Annotated in this window: 15 protein-coding genes; 11 read left to right on the top strand and 4 right to left on the bottom strand. The window is 69.7% G+C overall.

Going from position 1 to position 19877, the window contains the following annotated elements; translation table 11 throughout:
* Positions 1-49: 49 nt before the first annotated feature.
* From ACQEV2_RS34690 to ACQEV2_RS34680, 3 genes are all read right to left on the bottom strand, one after another.
* Entirely contained in the window at positions 50-2503 is a 2454-nt protein-coding gene (locus ACQEV2_RS34690) for a SpoIIE family protein phosphatase (protein ID WP_433050625.1), read from the bottom strand.
* A gap of 108 nt (positions 2504-2611) precedes the next feature.
* Entirely contained in the window at positions 2612-4999 is a 2388-nt protein-coding gene (locus ACQEV2_RS34685; protein WP_433050622.1) for an MFS transporter, read from the bottom strand.
* Between the two features lie 161 nt (positions 5000-5160).
* Positions 5161-5604 carry an SRPBCC family protein gene (locus ACQEV2_RS34680; RefSeq protein ID WP_433050619.1) on the bottom strand — a complete coding sequence of 148 codons (444 nt, stop codon included), beginning with the start codon at positions 5602-5604 and terminating at the stop codon, positions 5161-5163.
* A 190-nt stretch (positions 5605-5794) separates the two neighbouring features.
* Between ACQEV2_RS34680 and ACQEV2_RS34675 the strand changes: the two genes are divergently transcribed.
* From ACQEV2_RS34675 to ACQEV2_RS34665, 3 genes are all read left to right on the top strand, one after another.
* Entirely contained in the window at positions 5795-6832 is a 1038-nt protein-coding gene (locus tag ACQEV2_RS34675) for an Rv2578c family radical SAM protein (RefSeq protein WP_433050616.1), read from the top strand.
* A gap of 136 nt (positions 6833-6968) precedes the next feature.
* Entirely contained in the window at positions 6969-8546 is a 1578-nt protein-coding gene (locus ACQEV2_RS34670; protein ID WP_433050613.1) for an alpha/beta hydrolase, read from the top strand.
* Between the two features lie 71 nt (positions 8547-8617).
* The gene (locus ACQEV2_RS34665) at positions 8618-9016 is read left to right on the top strand and encodes a RidA family protein (protein ID WP_433050610.1); all 399 of its coding nucleotides are present in this window, start codon (positions 8618-8620) and stop codon (positions 9014-9016) included.
* A 113-nt stretch (positions 9017-9129) separates the two neighbouring features.
* Here the strand turns inward: ACQEV2_RS34665 and ACQEV2_RS34660 are convergent, their stop codons facing one another.
* A complete protein-coding gene (locus ACQEV2_RS34660; RefSeq protein WP_433050607.1) occupies positions 9130-9705 on the bottom strand; it encodes an adenylosuccinate lyase in 576 nt (191 codons plus the stop codon).
* A gap of 400 nt (positions 9706-10105) precedes the next feature.
* Between ACQEV2_RS34660 and ACQEV2_RS34655 the strand changes: the two genes are divergently transcribed.
* The 8 genes from ACQEV2_RS34655 (at position 10106) to ACQEV2_RS34620 (ending at position 19875) form a co-directional block, all read left to right on the top strand.
* Positions 10106-11911, top strand: coding sequence for a 3-hydroxyacyl-CoA dehydrogenase family protein (locus tag ACQEV2_RS34655; RefSeq protein ID WP_433050604.1), 1806 nt, complete (start codon positions 10106-10108; stop codon positions 11909-11911).
* Positions 11912-12071: 160 nt separating this feature from the next.
* Positions 12072-12884, top strand: coding sequence for a TetR family transcriptional regulator (locus ACQEV2_RS34650; protein WP_433050601.1), 813 nt, complete (start codon positions 12072-12074; stop codon positions 12882-12884).
* 134 nt (positions 12885-13018) lie between these two features.
* Positions 13019-13237, top strand: coding sequence for a hypothetical protein (locus ACQEV2_RS34645; protein WP_433050598.1), 219 nt, complete (start codon positions 13019-13021; stop codon positions 13235-13237).
* Positions 13238-13767: 530 nt separating this feature from the next.
* Positions 13768-15111, top strand: coding sequence for a crotonyl-CoA carboxylase/reductase (gene ccrA / locus ACQEV2_RS34640; protein WP_433050596.1), 1344 nt, complete (start codon positions 13768-13770; stop codon positions 15109-15111).
* An 18-nt stretch (positions 15112-15129) separates the two neighbouring features.
* Positions 15130-17178, top strand: a complete 2049-nt coding sequence (locus tag ACQEV2_RS34635) for a protein meaA (RefSeq protein WP_433050593.1) — start codon at positions 15130-15132, stop codon at positions 17176-17178.
* Complete coding sequence (locus ACQEV2_RS34630; protein ID WP_433050590.1) at positions 17175-18149, top strand: HpcH/HpaI aldolase/citrate lyase family protein; 975 nt, start codon at positions 17175-17177, stop codon at positions 18147-18149. Before ACQEV2_RS34635 ends, ACQEV2_RS34630 begins: the two co-directional genes overlap by 4 nt.
* A gap of 5 nt (positions 18150-18154) precedes the next feature.
* On the top strand, positions 18155-18667 hold the full coding sequence (locus ACQEV2_RS34625) for a MaoC family dehydratase (RefSeq protein ID WP_019757884.1): 513 nt from the start codon (positions 18155-18157) through the stop codon (positions 18665-18667).
* A 2-nt stretch (positions 18668-18669) separates the two neighbouring features.
* Positions 18670-19875 carry an acyl-CoA dehydrogenase family protein gene (locus tag ACQEV2_RS34620; protein ID WP_398822101.1) on the top strand — a complete coding sequence of 402 codons (1206 nt, stop codon included), beginning with the start codon at positions 18670-18672 and terminating at the stop codon, positions 19873-19875.
* Positions 19876-19877 lie beyond the last annotated feature (2 nt).

The following is a 19877-nucleotide window of genomic DNA, read 5'->3' as shown; positions in this document are numbered from 1 at the left end:
CCGCATTCGAGACTCGTACGCCGTTGCACGCCCTTCGGGGCACGGTTGATCAGCGTCGCGGGAGCGTGAGTTCGAACCAGACGGTCTTTCCGGCGCTCGTACGACTCGTGCCCCACTCGCGCGCAAGCGTGCTCACCACGCGCAGCCCACGTCCGTGCTCGTCGCCGGGGCCGGCGTTGAGCAGGGTCGGCAGGTCATGGTCGTCGTCATCGACCTCGCACAGCAGCGAGTCGCCGCGGACGAGGCGCAGTTCGACGGGGCGGCCGTGGGAGTGCCGTACGGCATTGGTGACCAGCTCGCTGACCAGCAGCTCGGCGGGGTACGCGAGCTTGGCCAGTCCCCAGTCGTGCAGCTGCTCGCGGACGACCGCGCGGGCCCGGCCGGCCTCCGCCGGGTCCAGGGAGAGCCGCCACTCGGCGACGTCCTCGGGCTCGATGCCGTTGAGGCGGGCCATCAGCAGGGCGACGTCGTCCTTGCGGCCGCCGCGCCCTGCCTTGGAAAAGGTCACGGCGAGGGCGCGGATGATCGTGTCGCAGGCGTCGTCCATCGAGGCGGCCGGGTGGGCGGCGGACTCGCACAGGGTCGCGAGGCCGACACCGATGTCCTCGCCGCGCACCTCGACCAGTCCGTCGGTGCACATCACGATCCGGTCGCCGGGTTCCACGCGCACGCGTACCGCCTCGAAGGGCACCCCGCCGACGCCGATCGGCGCGCCCGTGGGCAGGTCGAGCAGCTCGCTGCGCCCGTCCTCGGCGCGGACGAGGACGGGCGGGATGTGGCCGGCGTTGGCGATGTGCAGTTCGCTCGCGATGGGGTCGTAGACGGCGTACAGGCAGGTCGCGAGGTAGGCGTCGCCGAGGCGCTGGGCGAGGTCGTCGAGGTTGCGCAGCAGCTGGGCGGGCGGCAGGTCGAGGGCGGCCATGGTCTGCACGGCCGTACGCAACTGGCCCATCATGGCGGCCGAGTTGAGGCCGTGGCCCATGACGTCACCGACGACGAGGGCGGTGCGGGCGCCGGGCAGCTTCACGGAGTCGAACCAGTCGCCGCCGACCCTGCCGAGGAGAGTGCCGGGCAGATAGCGGGTGGCGATGTCGCAGCCCGCCCTGCGCGGCGGGATGTGCGGCAGCATGCTGTCCTGGAGGGTCTCGGCGACGCTCTCCTGGTAGGTGTACATGCGCGCGTTGTCGAGGACGAGGCCCGCGCGGGCGGCGAGTTCGGCGCCGGTGACGCGGTCCATGTCGTTGAAGACGGGCCGCTCGGGGTGGCGCAGCAGGATCATGAAGCCGAGCACCACATTGCGGGCCTTGAGCGGCACGACCAGCATGGAGCGGCCCGTGATCAGCGGCCGGATGTCCCGCTTCTCGAACTGGGAGGCGATGGCATGGCCCATCTCCTCGCCGATGCGCGGCACGAGGACGGGCTCGCCGGTGGTCATGCACTGGAAGAACGGTGTGTGCGCCGGGAACGGCATGGCCTCGCCGACCGGCACGACGTCGTCCCAGCGGCCGGGTTCGTCGGTGTGCTCGACGGCGACCCGGTGCCACATGGTGGTCGTGTCCGGCACACCGTCGGGGAATCCCTCGCCGGCGACGACCTGTTCGCGCAGATAGGTGCCGGCGACGTCGGTGAAGCGGGGCACGACGGCCTTGCTGACCTCGATGATGGTCTGCGCCAGGTCGAGGGAGGTGCCGATGCGGCCGCTGACCTCGTTGAGGAACTCCAGGCGTTCACGTACGGCGGCGTACTCGAGGTCCTCGCCCTCGTCCGTGTACTCCTGCGGTAACGGAAGGCCTTCGGCGGCGGCCCGGGCGGCCCGCTCGCGGCGCGCCCTGCGCTCGACACGCCGGGGCACGCCCCAGTCGGGGGTGACGGGCACCCGGTCGTTCTGGCTGAACTCCAGGACGGGGTAGCCCAGTTCGAGGATCTGCCCGACGATGCGGGAACCCTCCTCGACGCTCATGCTGGGCAGGATCTCGGGCAGCCTGCGGGCGAGTTCCTCGGCGCCGGGAAAGTCGGTGTGCAGGGCGAAGCCGGGTGCGACGCGCTCGAAGCGGGCGTCCTCCTCGTGCCCGTCCTGCTGGAGTGCGCCCACGTCGGCGCCGAGCACCAGCAGCCGCTCCGGTCCCGGGCCCACCAGCGGGTAGGCCCACCACAGCACGTCGACCCGGTCGCGCTCGGGCACGGTCAGCCGGGCGCGGCCCGCGGCCGGGTAGAACAGCCGCCCGTCGAGGGACGATTCGAGGTCGTGGCCGAGACCGTCGTACGCCGCGTAGGCCCCGTACGGCGAGACGTCCTCGTCCTCCGGCAGGGCTCCGGAGACGGGCAGCAGATCGACGGCCGGACGCCCTATGGCCTCTTCCTTGGCGGCGCCGAACAGACGGCGTGCGCCGGAGCTCCAGTGGGAGACGAGGCCCTCGCGGTCGACCACGACGACGGCCAGCGGGATGCGGCCGGTCACGGCGTGTTCCGTCACCGCGCCGTCCCTCTCGGTGCCACGGTCCATGACCCAGGCCCTCTCTCCCCACGGCTCCGCAAGATCTGCCGCCTACTCCACCGTACGGCGCCTGACGGAGGTGATGTGCGGCAATACGGGAATTGATATGACGGCGGCTCAGTCCTCGTGCCCCAGCTGAAGGTCGCGTTCCGTACGGCCTCCCCCGGCGACCTGGAGCACGGTGGCGACCGGCGGGTAACCCGTGGCGATGACGGTGTACTCGCCGGTGGACAGGTCGCCGAACCGGAAGGTTCCGTCGGGGCCGGTGGTGAGCGTGTCCAGGACGTTGCCGGCCGCGTCGAGGAGGGTCACGCGCGCGTCCTCGACGGGTCGCCCGCCGCCCGCCCGGACGGTGCCGCGCAGCAGGGCGCCACCGGCGAGTTCGATGTCCTGCCGGGTCTCGCGGGCCGCCTTCACGGTGACGGGGACGGCGGCCGGGCGGAAGGCGGGCGAGCTCGCGGCGAGGGTGTACTCCCCGGCGACCAGCTCGGTGATGACATAGCCGCCTTCACGGCCGCTGCGGGTGGTGGCCACGACCTCGCCCTGGACGTTGGTGAGCGTGACGGTGGCGTCCACGGGCGTGCCGTCCGGGGTGAGCACCTTCCCGGCGAGGCGTCCGGCGCCGCCGAGGACGATGTCCAGTTCGAGGGGGCGCTCGCCGACGGTCACGGAGACGGCCTGCGGCTGATGGCCGCCCGCCGCGGCGATCAGCACATACGCCCCCGGTCCCGGCGTGGCCAGCGCGTACCGCCCGTCCTCACCGCTGGCGCCGCGCCCGATCTGCTGCCCGGCGATGTCGATGAGGGTGAGTGCCGCGCGCGGTACGACGGTGCCGTCGGGGTGCTGCACCGTGCCGCGGACGGGGACCGAGCCGGTGTACGGCGACCGGGCGGGAGGGATCTGGGTGTTCACCGGCTCCGATTCCGTCTCCGGGGCCGGGGCGTTGTGGGACACCAGCGGTTTCTCCTTGAGGAAGAAGGCGATGAGCAGGCCGAGGACCAGGACCGGCACCAGGTAGAGGAAGATGCGCGGCATGGCGTCGGCGTAGGCCCGGATGTAGCCGTCGCGCAGGTCCTGGGGCAGGGCGTGGACGAGCTGCGGGGTGAGGGACTCGGGGTCGGGCAGCCGGCCGCCCGCGCGCGTGGGCAGGTGTTCGGCGAGCGCGTCCGAGAGCCGGTCGGCGAAGAGGGTGCCGAAGATCGCGGCGCCGACGCTGCCGCCGATCTGCCGGAAGTAGTTGTTGGCGCTGGTGGCGGTGCCGAGGTCGGTGGGGCGCACGGAGTTCTGCACGGCGAGGATCAGGACCGGCATCACCATGCCGATACCGGCGCCGAGCACCGCCATCCAGAGGCTGTAGTGCAGCCGGGGCGTGTCGGCTTCGAGGCGGGACAGCAGCCACATGCCGACGGCCGAGAGGGCGCTGCCGAGCACCGGGTAGATCTTGTAGCGGCCGGTGAGGCTGATGAGCTGGCCGCAGACGATCGAGGCGCCGACGATGCCGCCCATCATCGGCAGCATCAGCAGGCCCGACTCGGTGGCCGTGGCTCCGTCGACCATCTGCAGGAACGTCGGCAGGTAGCTGGCCGCGCCGAACAGGGCGACACCGATCACGAGGCCGACCAGGCCGGTGACGTTGAAGACGGAGTCCCTGAACAGCCTGAGGGGAATGAGGGGTTCGGCGGCGAAGTGCTCGGCGACGAGGAAGAGGACCGTGGCGACGGCCGCTCCCCCACCGAGGCCGAGGATGACCCGGGAGTCCCAGGCGTACTCGCTGCCGCCCCAGCTGGTCAGCAGGACCAGGCAGGTGGAGGCGACCGCGAGCAGCAGGGATCCGAGGATGTCGAGCCGGGCCTTGACCTGCGGCTTCGGCAGTTTCAGGACGACGGCGACGACGGCCAGGGTGACGAGCCCGAAGGGGACGTTGATATAGAAGCACCACCTCCAGGAGAGGTGGTCCGTGAAGTAGCCGCCCAGCAGGGGCCCGGCGACCGAGGCAAGACCGAACGCGGCGCCGATCAGGCCCATGAAACGGCCGCGCTCCCGGGCCGGAACGATGTCGGCGATGATCGCCTGGACGCCGATCAGGAGCCCGCCCGCACCGACGCCCTGGATCGCGCGGTAGGCGATCAGCTGGTCCATGGTCCCGGCCCGCCCGGCGAGCGCGGAGCCGGCGACGAAGACGACGATCGCGAACTGGAAGACGCCCTTGCGGCCGAGGAGATCACCGAGCTTGCCGTAGATCGGCAGGCCGATGGTGGCGGTGAGTAGGTAGGCGGTGATCGCCCAGGACATCCTGTCCAGGCCGTGCAGCTCGCCGACGATCTTCGGCAGGGCGGTGGCGACGATCATCTGCTCCAGCGCGGCCAGCAGCAGCGCGAGCATCAGCGCGAAGAAGACCAACCGCACCCGGCGCGGGCTGAGTTCGGTCGCCTGCGGGGGAGCGGGAGCGGGGACGTCCGGGGGCGCCGCGGCCGGTTCGTCCTGTACCAGAGTGATCCCGCCCACGTACCGCTCCCCTCGTCGCGCTGCCACACAATTCCCGCGTAAGCGACAACTACGAGCAAGCGCGACGAGTTACGGCATACCGTCGGGCGACGAAGAGATCCACTCGATCCGGTGAGGGGCCAACGCCCGCCGGGGATCAGCTCATTGAAGTGAGCCCGGCTCTACTTCTCGACCTCGGCGGCGAGCTTGGCGAGGACCGCGTCGTAGATCCGGCCGAGGCCCTTGGGCGCGAAGGTCCGCTCGAAGAAGCCGCCGATGCCGCCGGCGCCCTGCCAGGTGGTGGTGACGACGACCCGGGACTTGCCCTCGCCGGCCGGGGTGACCCGCCAGGTGGTGACCATGGAGGAGTTGCGGTCCTTCTCGACGAGCTCGCCGTCGGTGGGCTCGCTGACCTCCAGGAGGCAGTCACGGACCCGCTTGCTGGTGGCCTGGAGCTTCCAGTGGACGAGGGTGCCCTCGCCGTCGCCGCCCTCGCGCACCTCGTACTCGCTGAAGTGCTCGGGCAGCAGCTTCCGCCTGGTGCCGCTGTAATCGGCGAGGGCGTCGAACACCTTCTCCGCGTCCGCCGCGACGACCCGCTCCGTAGTGGCCTCGACCTGCGCCATTGACTTCCTCCAGGACTGGTTTCTCGGGGGTGGGAGCAAGCCAACCACCCCGCTCCCGGACCACCCAAATCGGGGTCCCGATCAGCTTCCGAAGCGGTCGCACAGTGATCGAAAACGGAGCCGGGAAAGAGGTCGCACGATCAAGGGAACATGTGTTCTATTCTTGGGGCAGTGCTACCGAGGAGGCCTCATGCGCTGGGAGAACCTCACCCTGGAGTCCGACCACAGCCGGGCCGACGCCGCGCTGTTCGGCGCGGACGCCGTGGTCACCCGCACCTTCGACACGCCCGAGTTCGCCGGGATCACATTCCACGAGATCCGGGCCCGCTCGATCATCAACCGGGTGCCGGGCGCCTCGCGCATGCCCTTCGAGTGGACGGTCAACCCCTATCGGGGCTGCACGCACGCGTGCGTGTACTGCTTCGCCCGCAAGACCCACAGCTATCTGGACCTCGACACGGGCCTCGGCTTCGACTCCCAGATCGTGGTGAAGGTGAACGCGCCGGAGCTCCTGCGCCGCCAGCTCTCCTCGCGCCGCTGGCAGGGCGAGCACATAGCGATGGGCACGAACGTCGACTGCTACCAGCGCGCGGAGGGCCGCTACCGCCTGATGCCGGGCATCCTCGCCGCGCTGCGGGACAACGCCAACCCCTACTCGATCCTGACCAAGGGCACGCTGATCCTGCGCGACCTCGACCTGCTGAAGCAGTCGTCCGAGGTGACGGACGTCGGCATCTCCGTCTCGGTCGGCTTCACCGACCGCGAGCTGTGGCGCACCGTGGAGCCGGGCACGCCCGCGCCCGAGCGGCGCCTGGATGTCGTACGCACCCTGACCGAGCACGGGCTCGGGTGCGGTGTGCTGATGGCGCCGGTGATTCCGTTCCTGAGCGACGACCCTGCCCAACTGCGGGACACGGTGCGGGCGATCGCCGCGTCCGGGGCCACCTCCGTGACACCGCTGGTACTGCATCTGCGGCCCGGGGCCCGCGAGTGGTTCATGGCCTGGCTGGGCAGCCATCACCCGCATCTGGTGCGCCGTTACGAGCGGCTGTACGCGGACGGCGCCTACGCGCCGAAGTGGTACCAGCGCCGGATCACCCGTCAGGTCCACGACCTGGCGCAGGAGTACGGCATCGGTCCCACGCGCGCGGGCATGCCCCGACGGATCCGCGAGCCCGAGCCGACCGAATCGGCGATGACCGAACCGACCCAACTCTCGCTCATTTGACGAGCATTAGAGCGCATCCTCCGACCCAATCGGGTCAAGTATTGCCAGAACGAGTTCTTCCAGGCCCCCATCCCGGGACGATGCGGCCAGGGCCGTGACCCTCGCGGTCCGCATCCCTCCGTCCTGGGAGGACCCGATGAGAAAACGCGCAGCCGTGCTGTGCGGCGCCGCCGTCGTCGCGGCCGGGACCATGACCGCCGTCCCCGTCGAGGCGAGCGCCACGCACACCGCGGACGCCGCTCATGCCGCACCCCTCACCTGGAAGAAGTGCGGCACCGAGAAGTACCCGACGCTCCAGTGCGCGTCCCTCAAGGTGCCGCTCGACCACGCCCACCCGAACGGACGGCAGATCACGCTCGCGCTGTCCCGCGTCCCGCACACCGCGAAGAAGTACCAGGGCCCGCTGCTGGTCAACCCAGGTGGCCCCGGCGGCAGCGGGCTCACGCTCGCCGGATTCGTCGCCTCCGCGCTGCCCAGAGCGGTGGCGGCCCAGTACGACGTCATCGGATTCGACCCGCGCGGTGTCGGCAGGAGCACGCCCGCCCTGGACTGCAAGCCCGGCTACTTCGCCCCGGTGCGCCCGGACTCCGTGCCCAGCACACCGCGCATCGAGAAGGCCAACCTCCAGCGCGTCCAGTCCTTCGCGCGGGCCTGCGCCGACAAGTACGCGCGCGTGTTGCCGTACATCAACACGATCAGCGCCGTGCGCGACATGGACCGGATCCGCGCCGCCCTGGGCGCGAAGAAGATCAATTACTTCGGCTACTCGTACGGCACCTATCTCGGCGCGGTCTACGCCAAGCTCTTCCCGGAGCGCGTGCGGCGGGCGGTCCTGGACTCGGTCGTCGACCCGACCGGCGTCTGGGAGGAGGACAACCTCGCGCAGGACGTCGCCTTCAACGACCGCCACCGGGCCTTCATGGCATGGGTGGCCAAGCACGACATGACGTACAAGCTCGGCACCGACCCGGCGAGGGTCGAGGCCAAGTGGTACGCGATGCGGGCGGCCCTGGCCAAGAAGCCGGCCGACGGGAAGGTGGGCGCCTCCGAGTTGGAGGACACCTTCCTGCCCGGCGGCTACTACAACGGCTACTGGCCCCAGCTCGCCGAGGCGTTCGCGGCGTTCGTGACCGACAAGAACGCCGATCCGCTGGTCGAGGCGTACGAGGACTTCGGCGCCGCCGACACGTCCGCGGACAACGGCTACAGCGTCTACGCCACGGTGCAGTGCCGTGACGCCGCCTGGCCGCGCGACTGGCGTCAGTGGCGGGCGGACAACTGGGCCGTCTATGCGAAGGCACCGTTCATGACCTGGAACAACGCCTGGTACAACGCGCCCTGCGCGTTCTGGCCGACGTCCTCGCTCGACTCCGTGGACGTCGTCAACAGCAAGCTGCCACCGATGCTGCTGTTCCAGGCGACCGACGACGCCGCCACCCCGTACCAGGGCGCCGTCACCGTGCACCGGCAGGTGGCCCGCTCAAGCCTGGTGGTCGAGCAAGGCGGCGGCAACCACGGCATCACACTGGGCGGGAACACCTGCCTGGACAAGCACCTCACGGCCTATCTGACCGACGGCACGGTGCCGCGCGGCACGGGTGAGGTCGACGCGGTGTGCGCGGCGCAGCCGGATCCGAAGCCGCTGAACGCCAAGGTCGCGTCGACGGCGTCGCGGGGCGCGGAACTGCACAGGCTGCTGGGTTTCCGCCGTTGAGCGCCTGCCCGCGGCTGCCCGCCTGACGGCCCGTCGGGGGCGTTGTCGGACCCATGGTCCACCATGGACGCATGAGTGAGCTGACCAGGATCCCCGCCCCCGACGGTGTCGCCCCCGCCACCCAGTACACGCACGTCGTGCTCGGCACGGGCCGCTTCGTCGCCGTCTCCGGCCAGCTCGCCCTGGACGAGGACGGCAAGCTCGTCGGCGAGGGCGACGAAGCGGCCCAGGCCCGCCAGGTCTTCGAGAACCTGAGACGCTGTCTCGCCGCGGCCGGGGCGACCTTCGACGACGTCGTCAAACTCACCTACTTCGTCACGGACATGACCCACATGCCCGCCCTCCGCACGGCCCGCGCCGCCCACATACCCGACGACCGCCTGCCGGCCGCGTCGGCGGTGCAGGTCGCGGGGCTGGTGCGGCCGGAGTTCCTGATGGAGGTCGAGGCGTTCGCGGTGGTGCCGGACTGATCGGAGGCCGGCTCAGGCGAGCGGTGTCCGCGGTGCCGAGGAACCGTCCGAGGTGGACGGCCTCGTGGTACCCGAGGTGCGGTACGCACGGGACCTGTCGGTCCGACTGACGGTCACCGCTGCCTCGGGATCCGCGCCAGCGCCCGGGCCGCCGCCTCCGCGAGGGACGGGTGGGCGAGGGCCTCGTTGAGGACTCGTCTGGCTCGGGTGTCGCCGAGGGTGCCCAGGCCCTCTACGCAGGCGAGGGCCACGCGGCGGTAGGGGTCGTGCGGGGTCAGCCTCCGTTCCAGGGTGGTGATCAGGGCGGGGACGGCCTCGGGGGCGCGCAGCTCGACCAGGAGCCGGACCGGGTGCAGGGCGTAGGCGACGCGCAGTTCGTTGGTGGCCAGGGCGGCGGCCGCGCGGGCCGTGCGCGGGTCGCCGAGGCGGGCGAGGGCGTGGGCGGCGGAGGCACAGCGCTGCGGGTCGCGGTGGTTCAGGAGCAGGACGAGGGACTCGAAGGCCCGGCGGTCCCCGGCGAGGCCCAGGCGGAACGCGGCCAGTTCCCTGGCCCACAGCGGCTGTCCCGGCGCGGTGAGCACGCCCGCCAGTTCGTCGGGGTCCTCGGTCGCGGCGAGGCGGTCGTACGCGGCCGACGCCCCGGACTCCTGCCGTAAGCGCTCCGTGAGTGATCGCAACTCTTCGTCCATGAGGGCGAGCGTAGAGGGGTCCGTCGGCGATCGGGACCTACATCACAAACTCGGGGACTGGCGTGCTCGTTACCCACTGGTTAAGCTCATACGAGCGAGTTACCCACTCGCGAACTCCTTGCGGCGGCCTGGTGACGCAGTTGCCGCGAGAAGCAGTCGGTTCGGTACATCGAGTACCGCAGTACGACTCGGCCACGGGACAGGGCCGGTCGGTCATCACCGCTCCTCGGACGTGTGCACGTCCGCAGCGACGGCACCGGGCGTGTGCGCTCGCAGCCCGGCAACACCCGCATTTCCACCGCACCCGGTGCGCTCATGGTTCGGCTTCGACTCCGGTCGGGCCCCCTTCGGCGCACCCGGGCGCGCTTCCAGTCGTCACCCTCATTCCTGGAGTCCCGCGATGGCCACTCCCCTGTCCGACACCCCTCTGTCCCCGCTCAAGACCGTTGCCGTCGTCGGCCTCGGCACCATGGGCACCGGTATCACCGAGGTCCTGGCCAAGGCCGGCCGCGAGGTCATCGGCATCGACATCAGCGAGGCCGCGGCCGCCAGGTCCGTCGCCGCCCTGGAGGCCTCGACCGCCCGCGCCGTGGAGCGCGGCAAGCTGACCGAGGAGGACCGCGCGGACGCCCTCGCCCGCGTCCGCACCTTCACCGACCTCAGGGCCGCGGCCGACGCGGACCTGGTCATCGAGGTGGCTCCGGAGTCGTACGAGATCAAGCAGCAGATCTTCCGCGAGCTGGACGGGATCGTGCGCCCCGAGACGATCCTGGCCACCGGCACCAACGCCCTGTCGGTCACGCGCCTGGCCGCCGACTCGGCCCGCCCCGAGCGCGTGCTCGGCCTGCACTTCTTCAACCCGGCGCCGGCGATGCGGCTCGTCGAGGTCGTCTCCTCGGTGCTGACCGCCCCCGCCGCCGTCGCCGCGGTCACCGACCTGGCCGTCGAGCTGGGCAAGGAGCCCGTCGCGGTCGGCGACCGGCCCGGTTTCGTCGCCGACGGACTGCTTTTCGGCTACCTCAACCAGGCGGCCGCGATGTACGAGGCGAAGTACGCCTCCCGCGAGGACATCGACGCCGCGATGCGGCTGGGCTGCGGACTTCCCATGGGCCCGCTGGCCCTGCTAGACCTGATCGGCGTCGACACGGCCCGTACGGTCCTGGAGGCCATGTACGCCGAGTCCCGCGACCGGCTGCACGCCCCGGCCCCCATCCTCAAGCAGCTCAGCGAGGCCGGCCTGACGGGCCGTAAGTCGGGCCGTGGCTTCTACACCTACGAGGCACCGGGCAGCGCCACCGTCGTGCGGGACGCGCTGACGCCGCTGGAGGGCGCCGCCCTGACGCCCGGCCGTACGGTCCGCTCCGTCGGTGTCGCGGGCTCCGGCACCATGGCGTCCGGGATCGCCGAGGTCTTCGCCAAGGCCGGGTACGACGTCGTGCTCGCCGCCCGCAGCGAGGAGAAGGCGCAGACCGCGAAGGCCCGTATCGGCAAGTCTCTTTCTCGCTCTGTCGACAAGGGACGGATGACCGCCGAGGCCGCCGCGCAGACCCTGGACCGGATCACTCCGGCGGGTTCCTACGACGCCTTCGCCGACGTCGATCTGGCCGTCGAGGCCGTCGCCGAGGACCTGGAGATCAAGCGGCAGCTCTTCGCGACGCTGGACAAGGTCTGCAAGCCGGGCGCGGTGCTGGCCACCACCACCTCGTCGCTGCCCGTCGTCGCCTGTGCCCGCGCCACCTCGCGTCCGCAGGACGTGATCGGCATGCACTTCTTCAACCCGGCGCCGGCGATGAAGCTGGTCGAGGTCGTCCGTACGGTGCTGACGGCCGACGACGTCCACTCGACGGTCCGCGAGGTCTGCGCCAAGATCAAGAAGCACGCCGTCGACTGCGGTGACCGTGCGGGCTTCATCGTCAACGCACTGCTGTTCCCGTACCTGAACAACGCGATCAAGATGGTGCAGGAGCACTACGCCTCTCTCGACGACATCGACGCGGCGATGAAGCTGGGCGGCGGCTACCCGATGGGTCCGTTCGAGCTGCTGGACGTCGTCGGGCTCGATGTCTCCCTCGCGATCGAGAAGGTCCTGCACCGCGAGTTCCGCGACCCGGGCCTCGCTCCGGCGCCGCTCTTGGAGCACCTGGTGGCCGCGGGCTGCCTCGGCCGCAAGACGGGCCGCGGCTTCCGCGAATATGCCCGCCGCTGAAGGCGTCGGCGACTGGTTCAGAGGCGGCGAGGACTGGGGCGGGCTGCTGGACCCCGGCAGCTCTCCCCCGCCCTCCCGGACCGGCACTCCCCCGCCCGCCGAGGGCGGGGGAAACCCCGTACATGCGCATCAAGCTGCGCACATGCAGTACGTTCGGGTCATGTCCCAGCCCGCCAAGTCCTCACGTACACCAGCTACGCCCGACGCGCCGGAAAGTGCCGCAGGCAGTCGCGCGGCGGCCCAGCGGCTCAAGATGCGCCGCGAACTGGCGGCCGCGGCGATGGAGCTGTTCGCGACCAAGGGGTACGAGGCGACCACCGTCGACGAGATCGCGGCCGCGGCCGGGGTCGCCCGCCGCACGTTCTTCCGCCACTTCCGCTCCAAGGAAGAGGCGATCTTCCCGGACCACGACGACACCCTGATCCGCGCCGAGGCGGTGCTGAACGCCGCGCCGGCCCACGAGCACCCGCTCGACACGGTGTGCCGCGGCATCAAGGAAGTCATGCGGATGTACGCGGCCCGGCCGGAGATCTCGGTCGCCCGTTACAAGCTCACGCGCGAGGTGCCCACCCTGCGTGAGGCGGAGATCGCGTCGGTGGCCCGCTACGAGCGCCTCTTCACCCGCTACCTCCTCGGCCACTTCGACGAGCACGCGCACGACGACGACGCCAACGACGACCCGCTGCTGGCGGAGGTCGCCGCGTCAGCGGTGGTCACCGCGCACAACCACGTCCTGCGGCGCTGGCTACGGGCCGGTGGCCAGGGCGACGTGGAGGCACAGCTCGACCACGCCTTCGCGATCGTACGAAGGACCTTCGGTGCGGGGATCGGGGTGGGCCGGGAGGCCGCGCCGCGCACGGCACCGGCCTCCGTCGCCTCGGAGGGGGAGGTGCTGGTGGCGGTGGCCCGGACCGACGCGCCCCTGGACGAGGTGATGCGGACCATCGAGCAGGCGCTGAAGGAGCGGGCGTAGGCGCTGCCGACGAGCCTGCCGAGGGGTCTGCCGACGGATCTCGGGGCGGATCCCGCCGGGGAACCATTTCGCGGACCCGTCCGTCATCCATGACGAAGCCGGATCTTCACCGTGCGTGACGGAAGCGGGTTGCCATGCAGACGAACGACCCCACCAAGCTCGAAGCCACACTGGCCGACGGGCGGCGCATGACCCTGTCGCTTCCCCCGACGGACGCGAAGTGGGCCGCCGACGGCATACAGGGCCTGCGCACCGTCCCGCCGACACACACGGGCCGCGGGGAGGAGCCTCCCGCCCTCCCCGAGGAGCCGACACTCCCTCTGCAGGTGGCCTTGCTGGGCCTGGGCGCCTAGGCCTGTCCGGCAGACAGGCCCCTGCCGGAACCGGTCCGGGTCCCGGTCGAACTCCATCGTCCGGCGACCCGCACGTCCTTGCCCCGCTACGCCGACACCGCCTTCCGCGCCTCGCCTCAGCCACTCGGCCGGCATGCCACGCGCTGCCCGGACGGCCGATGCCCGTTAGCGCCCGAATCGTGCGTACTCACGAGTAGCTTTGATCGATCATCGCTCATTTGTTACGTAAAGATTTCATCTGAGGCCAAGTTCTGGCACCCAGTGCCTTGCCAGGTGACACGCCGTGCCATACGTTGAAAGTGTCCGGGCGGCCGGCGTGCAGAGACCTTTCGTACGCCGGCTGTCCCCGCAAGCCCTTCCCGGGGCCTGCGCGCCCGGCGCCTGCGTCACAGGCAACCTCCCGCGCCACAAAGCGCTGCCGAACAGCACCACCCCTGCCGAACCGACGGCAACCAACCCCAAACCCTCAGCAGCACCGACGTAACCCTCAGCACCCCTCCCTCAGGGTGCGCATCGCCGGAGGCAACACCGTGACCGTGAAGGACATCCTGGACGCGATCCAGTCGCCCGACTCCACGCCGGCCGACTTCGCCGCTCTTCCGCTCCCCGAGTCGTACCGCGCGATCACCGTGCACAAGGACGAGACGGAGATGTTCGCGGGCCTCGAGACCCGCGACAAGGACCCGCGCAAGTCGATCCACCTGGACGAGGTTCCGCTCCCCGAACTCGGCCCGGGTGAGGCCCTGGTGGCCGTCATGGCCTCCTCGGTCAACTACAACTCGGTGTGGACCTCGATCTTCGAGCCGCTGTCCACATTCGGGTTCCTGGAGCGCTACGGCCGCACCAGCGAGCTGGCCAAGCGCCACGACCTGCCCTACCACATCATCGGCTCCGACCTCGCGGGCGTCGTCCTGCGCACCGGCCCGGGCGTGAACTCCTGGAAGCCCGGTGACGAGGTCGTCGCGCACTGTCTGTCCGTCGAGCTGGAGTCCAGCGACGGCCACAACGACACGATGCTCGACCCCGAGCAGCGCATCTGGGGCTTCGAGACCAACTTCGGCGGCCTCGCCGAGATCGCGCTGGTCAAGTCCAACCAGCTGATGCCCAAGCCGGACCACCTCAGCTGGGAGGAGGCCGCCGCTCCGGGCCTGGTCAACTCCACCGCGTACCGCCAGCTGGTCTCCCGCAACGGCGCCGGCATGAAGCAGGGCGACAACGTGCTGATCTGGGGCGCGAGCGGCGGACTCGGCTCGTACGCCACGCAGTTCGCGCTGGCCGGTGGCGCCAACCCGATCTGCGTCGTCTCCTCGCCGCAGAAGGCGGACATCTGCCGGGCGATGGGCGCCGAGGCGATCATCGACCGCAACGCCGAGGGCTACAAGTTCTGGAAGGACGAGAACACCCAGGACCCGAAGGAGTGGAAGCGCTTCGGCAAGCGCATCCGCGAGCTCACCGGCGGCGAGGACATCGACATCGTCTTCGAGCACCCCGGCCGCGAGACCTTCGGCGCGAGTGTCTACGTCACGCGCAAGGGCGGCACCATCACCACCTGCGCCTCGACCTCGGGCTACATGCACCAGTACGACAACCGCTACCTGTGGATGTCCCTGAAGCGGATCATCGGCTCGCACTTCGCCAACTACCGCGAGGCCTGGGAGGCCAACCGGCTCATCGCGAAGGGCAAGATCCACCCGACCCTGTCGAAGGTGTACTCCCTGGAGGACACCGGCCAGGCCGCGTTCGACGTGCACCGCAACCTCCACCAGGGCAAGGTCGGCGTGCTCTGCCTGGCCCCCGAGGAGGGCCTCGGCGTGCGCGACGAGGAGAAGCGCGCCAAGCACATCGACGCCATCAACCGCTTCCGCAACATCTGAGAGCAGTCGAGGTCATCAATGACTGAGCGTCAGCCTGCCGAAGGCAAGCGGGAGAAGGACCGGCCGTGGCTCATGCGGACCTATGCCGGTCACTCCACGGCCGAGGCGTCCAACGAGCTGTACCGGCGCAACCTCGCCAAGGGCCAGACGGGCCTGTCGGTCGCGTTCGACCTGCCGACCCAGACCGGCTACGACTCCGACCACATCCTCGCCCGCGGCGAGGTCGGCCGGGTCGGCGTGCCGGTCGCGCACCTCGGTGACATGCGCCGGCTGTTCCAGGACATCCCCCTGGAGCAGATGAACACCTCGATGACGATCAACGCCACCGCCATGTGGCTGCTGGCGCTCTACCAGGTCGTCGCGGAGGAGCAGGGCGCGGACATCACCAAGCTCCAGGGCACGACCCAGAACGACATCGTCAAGGAGTACCTGTCGCGGGGGACCCATGTCTTCCCGCCGGGGCCCTCACTCCGGCTGACGACGGACATGATCGCGTACACGGTCTCCCACATCCCGAAGTGGAACCCGATCAACATCTGCAGCTACCACCTGCAGGAGGCGGGCGCCACGCCGGTCCAGGAGATCGCGTACGCGATGTCCACCGCGATCGCGGTGCTCGATGCCGTACGCGACTCGGGGCAGGTCCCCGAGGAGAAGTTCGGGGACGTCGTGGCCCGTATCTCCTTCTTCGTGAACGCGGGCGTCCGCTTCATCGAGGAGATGTGCAAGATGCGGGCGTTCGGGCGGATCTGGGACAAGATCACGCGCGAGCGGTACGGCATCGAGAACCCCAAGCAGCGCCGCTTCCGGTACGGCGTCCAGGTCAACTCCCTCGGTCTGACCGAGGCGCAGCCGGAGAACAACGTCCAGCGGATCGTCCTGGAGATGCTGGCCGTGACCCTCTCGAAGGATGCACGCGCGCGTGCCGTGCAGTTGCCGGCCTGGAACGAGGCACTGGGTCTGCCCCGGCCCTGGGACCAGCAGTGGTCGCTGCGCATCCAGCAGGTCCTCGCGCACGAGAGCGACCTGCTGGAGTACGAGGACATCTTCGAGGGCTCGAAGGTCATCGAGGCGAAGGTCTCCCAGCTCGTCGAGGAGTCCCTCAAGGAGATCGAGCGGATCCAGGAGATGGGCGGCGCGATGGCCGCCGTCGAGTCGGGCTACCTCAAGTCGCAGCTCGTCTCCTCGCACGCCGAGCGCCGCGCCCGTATCGAGTCCGGGCAGGAGAAGATCGTCGGCGTCAACATCTTCGAGACGACCGAGCCCAATCCCCTGACCGCGGATCTGGACACGGCCATCCAGACGGTCGACCCGGCGGTCGAGGCCCGCGTCATCGCCTCGCTCCAGCACTGGCGCGACACCCGCTACCAGCCGCCCTTCAACCACCCGCGCCCGTGCAAGGCGCTGGAGCGGTTGAAGGAGGCCGCCAAGGGCACCGACAACCTCATGGAGGCCACCCTGGAGTGCGCCCGCGCCGGGGTAACGACCGGCGAGTGGGCCGGGGCCCTGCGCGAGGTGTTCGGCGAGTTCCGGGCGCCGACCGGTGTCTCGTCGGCGCCGGTGGCCGTCGCCGCCGCGGAGGGTTCCGCGCTCTCCGAGGTCCGCCGGAAGGTGGACCGGACGGCGAAGGACCTCGGCGTCGGCAAGCTGCGCTTCCTGGTCGGCAAGCCGGGCCTGGACGGTCACTCCAACGGCGCCGAGCAGATCGCCGTGCGGGCCCGTGACGCCGGGTTCGAGGTGGTCTACCAGGGCATCCGGCTCACCCCGGAGCAGATCGTGGACGCGGCCCTCGCCGAGGACGTGCACGCGGTCGGCCTGTCCATCCTCTCCGGCTCGCACGCGCAGCTGGTGCCGGACGTGCTGGAGCGGCTCCGTGTGGCCGGTGCCACAGATATACCGGTGATCGCCGGTGGCATCATCCCGAATGGTGACGCCGAGCAGCTCAGGGCCGCCGGAGTGGCCGCCGTCTTCACCCCGAAGGACTTCGACATCACCGGAATCATCGGCCGCATCGTCGACGAGATCCGGAAAGCGAACAAGCTCGACCCCCTGGAGGTCCCCGCATGACCACGCCCGCCCCGCAGGTCAACCGCCTTCGCCCGCGGCGCTCCTGCCTCGCCGTGCCGGGAAGCAACCCCCGCTTCCTGGAGAAGGCCCAGGGCCTCCCCGCCGACCAGGTCTTCCTGGACCTGGAGGACGCGTGCGCGCCGCTCGCCAAGCCCGAGGCGCGGCACACCATCGTCAAGTTCCTCAACGAGGGCGACTGGACGGGCAAGACGCGGGTCGTGCGCGTCAACGACTGGACGACCGAGTGGACGTACCGCGACGTCGTCACGGTCGTCGAGGGCGCCGGCCAGAACCTCGACTGCATCATGCTGCCGAAGGTCCAGGACGCCCAGCAGATCGTGGCGCTGGACCTGCTCCTGACGCAGATCGAGAAGACCATGGGCTTCGAGGTCGGCAAGATCGGCATCGAGGCGCAGATCGAGAACGCGCAGGGCCTGAACAACGTCAACGAGATCGCGCAGGCCTCCCAGCGCGTCGAGACGATCATCTTCGGCCCGGCCGACTTCATGGCGTCGATCAACATGAAGTCGCTGGTCGTGGGCGAGCAGCCGCCCGGCTACCCGGCGGACGCCTACCACTACATCCTGATGAAGATCCTGATGGCCGCCCGCGCCAACAACCTCCAGGCGATCGACGGCCCCTACCTGCAGATCCGCAACATCGACGGCTACCGCGAGGTCGCCCAGCGCGCCGCCGCCCTCGGCTTCGACGGCAAGTGGGTGCTGCACCCGGGCCAGGTCGAGGCGTCCAACGAGATCTTCTCGCCGTCGCAGGAGGACTACGACCACGCCGAGCTGATCCTGGACGCGTACGACTACTACACGTCCGAGGCGGGCGGCAAGAAGGGATCCGCGATGCTCGGCGACGAGATGATCGACGAGGCCAGCCGCAAGATGGCCCTGGTCATCGCGGGCAAGGGACGCGCCGCCGGCATGCAGCGCACCAGCAAGTTCGAGATCCCGGAGGCGTGACGCGCATGCAGTTCGGACGCACCTACGAGGAGTTCGAGGTCGGGGCGACGTACAAGCACTGGCCGGGCAAGACGGTCACGGAGTACGACGACCACCTGTTCTGTCTCCTCACCATGAACCACCACCCGCTCCACATGGACACCAACTATGCGGAGAAGACGACGGACTTCGGCAAGAACGTCGTCGTCGGGAACTACATCTACTCGCTGCTGCTCGGCATGAGCGTGCCGGACATCTCCGGCAAGGCGATCGCCAACCTGGAGATCGAGTCGCTCAAGCACGTGGCGCCGACCTTCCACGGCGACACGATCTACGGCGAGACGACCGTCCTCGACAAGTGGCCGTCGAAGTCGAAGAACGACCGCGGCATCGTCTACGTCGAGACCAAGGGCTACAAGCAGGACGGCACGCTGGTCTGCGTGTTCCGCCGCAAGGTCATGGTCCCCACCGAGACGTACATCAAGGAGCGCGGCGGCGAGCAGCCGGGCCGCCCCGAGCTGAAGCAGCAGGAGAAGTAGAGATGGCACGTCTCGCCCAGACCGCCGGTCTGACCGACATCCAGCAGGAGATCCTCTCCACCGTCCGCGACTTCGTGGACAAGGAGATCATCCCGGTCGCCACCGAGCTGGAGCACCGCGACGAGTACCCGCAGCAGATCGTCGACGGCCTCAAGGAACTGGGCCTGTTCGGCCTGATGATCCCCGAGGAGTACGGCGGCCTGGGCGAGTCCCTCCTCACGTACGCCCTCTGCGTCGAGGAGATCGCGCGCGGCTGGATGTCGGTGTCCGGCATCATCAACACCCACTTCATCGTGGCGTACATGCTCAAGCAGCACGGCACGCAGGAGCAGAAGGACCACTTCCTGCCGCGCATGGCGGCCGGCGACATCCGCGGCGCCTTCTCGATGTCCGAGCCCGGTCTCGGCTCCGATGTGTCGGCCATCACATCGAAGGCGGTGAAGGACGGCGACGAGTACGTCCTGAACGGTCAGAAGATGTGGCTGACGAACGGCGGAACGTCCTCTCTGGTCGCCGTCCTCGTCCGAAGTGACGAAGGACACCCCGAGGGCACCGCGCCCCACAAGTCGATGACGACCTTCCTCGTCGAGAAGGAGCCCGGCTTCGGCGAGGTCCGCCCCGGCCTCACCATCCCCGGCAAGATCGACAAGATGGGCTACAAGGGCGTCGACACGACCGAGCTCATCATGGACGGCCTGCGGATTCCGGCCAATCGGGTGCTCGGCGGCGTCACCGGCCGAGGCTTCTACCAGATGATGGACGGCGTCGAAGTCGGGCGCGTCAATGTGGCGGCGCGTGGCTGTGGCGTCGCTCAGCGTGCTTTCGAACTCGGCGTCCAGTACGCCCAGCAGCGGCACACTTTCGGCAAGCCGATCGCCCAGCACCAGGCGATCCAGTTCAAACTGGCCGAGATGGCTACCAAGGTCGAAGCCGCGCATGCCATGATGGTGAACGCGGCACGCAAAAAGGACTCAGGGGAACGAAACGACCTTGAGGCCGGTATGGCGAAGTACCTCGCCTCCGAGTACTGCAAGGAGGTCGTGGAGGACGCCTTCCGGATCCACGGCGGCTACGGCTTCTCCAAGGAGTACGAGATCGAGCGCCTCTACCGTGAGGCTCCGATGCTGCTGATCGGTGAAGGTACTGCCGAGATCCAAAAAATGATCATCGGTCGCAGGCTGCTCGAAGAGTATCGATTCCAGGGCTGATT

This window comes from Streptomyces sp. CA-251387 (assembly GCF_050936625.1).
GTDB lineage: Bacteria > Actinomycetota > Actinomycetes > Streptomycetales > Streptomycetaceae > Streptomyces.
The sequence above is the reverse complement of the archived record's forward strand: the minus strand, read 5'-3'. Positions and strand labels throughout refer to the sequence as shown.

Coding starts and splice junctions, on each gene's coding strand:
- ACQEV2_RS34690 (WP_433050625.1), bottom strand. CDS start 2,503: ATGGACCGTGGCACCGAGAGGGACGGCGCGGTGACGGAACACGCCGTG.
- ACQEV2_RS34680 (WP_433050619.1), bottom strand. CDS start 5,604: ATGGCGCAGGTCGAGGCCACTACGGAGCGGGTCGTCGCGGCGGACGCG.
- ACQEV2_RS34675 (WP_433050616.1), top strand. CDS start 5,795: ATGCGCTGGGAGAACCTCACCCTGGAGTCCGACCACAGCCGGGCCGAC.
- ACQEV2_RS34670 (WP_433050613.1), top strand. CDS start 6,969: ATGAGAAAACGCGCAGCCGTGCTGTGCGGCGCCGCCGTCGTCGCGGCC.
- ACQEV2_RS34665 (WP_433050610.1), top strand. CDS start 8,618: ATGAGTGAGCTGACCAGGATCCCCGCCCCCGACGGTGTCGCCCCCGCC.
- ACQEV2_RS34660 (WP_433050607.1), bottom strand. CDS start 9,705: ATGGACGAAGAGTTGCGATCACTCACGGAGCGCTTACGGCAGGAGTCC.
- ACQEV2_RS34655 (WP_433050604.1), top strand. CDS start 10,106: ATGGCCACTCCCCTGTCCGACACCCCTCTGTCCCCGCTCAAGACCGTT.
- ACQEV2_RS34650 (WP_433050601.1), top strand. CDS start 12,072: ATGTCCCAGCCCGCCAAGTCCTCACGTACACCAGCTACGCCCGACGCG.
- ACQEV2_RS34645 (WP_433050598.1), top strand. CDS start 13,019: ATGCAGACGAACGACCCCACCAAGCTCGAAGCCACACTGGCCGACGGG.
- ACQEV2_RS34635 (WP_433050593.1), top strand. CDS start 15,130: ATGACTGAGCGTCAGCCTGCCGAAGGCAAGCGGGAGAAGGACCGGCCG.
- ACQEV2_RS34630 (WP_433050590.1), top strand. CDS start 17,175: ATGACCACGCCCGCCCCGCAGGTCAACCGCCTTCGCCCGCGGCGCTCC.
- ACQEV2_RS34625 (WP_019757884.1), top strand. CDS start 18,155: ATGCAGTTCGGACGCACCTACGAGGAGTTCGAGGTCGGGGCGACGTAC.
- ACQEV2_RS34620 (WP_398822101.1), top strand. CDS start 18,670: ATGGCACGTCTCGCCCAGACCGCCGGTCTGACCGACATCCAGCAGGAG.